2 protein-coding genes are annotated in these 1,402 nt (G+C 73.3%); both read left to right on the plus strand.

Annotation, left to right across the window (positions count from 1 at the left end; genetic code table 11):
• Positions 1 to 54: 54 nt before the first annotated feature.
• The gene (gene ureG / locus AB0O00_RS17155; RefSeq protein WP_363652543.1) at positions 55 to 675 is read left to right on the plus strand and encodes an urease accessory protein UreG; all 621 of its coding nucleotides are present in this window, start codon (positions 55 to 57) and stop codon (positions 673 to 675) included.
• A partial coding sequence (locus AB0O00_RS17160) for an urease accessory protein UreD (protein ID WP_363652545.1) occupies positions 672 to 1,402 on the plus strand: 731 nt, incomplete at its 3' end. The genes ureG and AB0O00_RS17160, both read left to right, overlap by 4 nt.

Consider the following 1,402-nt stretch of genomic DNA (forward strand, 5'->3'; position numbering starts at 1 on the left):
GCGCGCTCCCCCTGCGCGCCGCAACACGTGCAACACCGCACCAGAGGAGGAAACTTGACCGAGAACGTGCTCCGCGTCGGCATCGGCGGCCCCGTCGGCTCCGGCAAGACGGCGCTGATCGAGGCGCTCGTCCCGGTCCTGATCGCCCGCGGCCACCGCCCGGCGGTCATCACCAACGACATCTACACCCAGGAGGACGCCCAGCACGTGCGCCGCACCCTCGCCGGCGTGCTCGACCCCGAGCGGGTCGTCGGCGTCGAGACCGGCGCCTGCCCGCACACCGCCGTCCGCGACGACCCGACGATGAACCTCGCCGCCGGCGCCGAGCTCCTGGAGCGCTTCCCCGACGTCGACACCCTGCTGTACGAGTCCGGCGGCGACAACCTGACCCTGACCTTCAGCCCCGTCCTCGTCGACCTCTTCCTCTTCGTCCTCGACACCGCCGAGGGCGAGAAGATGCCCCGCAAGCGCGGCCCCGGCATCACCGAGTCCGACCTCCTGGTCATCAACAAGATCGACATCGCCCAGTACGTCCGCGCGGACCTCGGCATCATGGAGTCCGACGCCCGCCGCGTCCGCGAGGGCGGCCCCGTCGTGCTCACCAACTGCCTGACCGGCGAAGGGCTGGAGGAGATCGCCGCCTTCCTGGAGACCTTCCGCAAGGTCGCCGCATGACGACACCCGCGGCCGTCGACGGACCCCCCGACGCGGCGGTGCCCCGGCTCGACCCCCGGCACTACGAGCCGGCCCGCGTCCCCGCCGAGGTCCGCCGGCACGCCGGGACGCCCGACACCCTCGGGGTCGGGCGCCCCGGCAAGGTCGGCCTGCTGGAACTCGCCTTCGAGAAGATCGGCGCCCGCACCGAACTCACCGGCCACTACCAGAAGTCGCCGCTGCAGATCATGCGCCCGCTCTACTACGACCCGGCCCGCCCCGACCTCGCCGTCACCCTCCTGATGTCCACCGGCGGCGGCATCCTCCAGGCCGACCGGCTCCGCACCGACCTCCACTGCGGCGCCGACACCGCCGTGCACCTCACCACCCAGGCCGCCACGAAGGTCTACCGGATGGAGTTCGACTACGCGACGCAGCTCGTCAACCTCCACGCCGGCCCCCGCGCCTACGTCGAGTACCTGCCCGAGCCCGTCATCCCCTTCGTCGACTCCCGCCTCTACCAGCGCACCGTCCTCACCGTCGACCCCACCGCCACCGTCCTCGCCGGCGAGACCGTCCTCGCCGGCCGCCTCGCCCGCGGCGAGCGCAACGCCTACCGGGTGTTCGCCTCCGACCTCGAAGTGCGGCGCCCCGACGGCCGGCTGGTCGCCCTGGACACCGTCCGCCTGGAGCCCGGCGGCGGGGGCGTCGCCGGCCCGGCCGTGCTCGCCGGACACGACGTCATGGC

This window comes from Kitasatospora sp. NPDC093558 (genome assembly GCF_040683475.1).
GTDB lineage: Bacteria > Actinomycetota > Actinomycetes > Streptomycetales > Streptomycetaceae > Kitasatospora.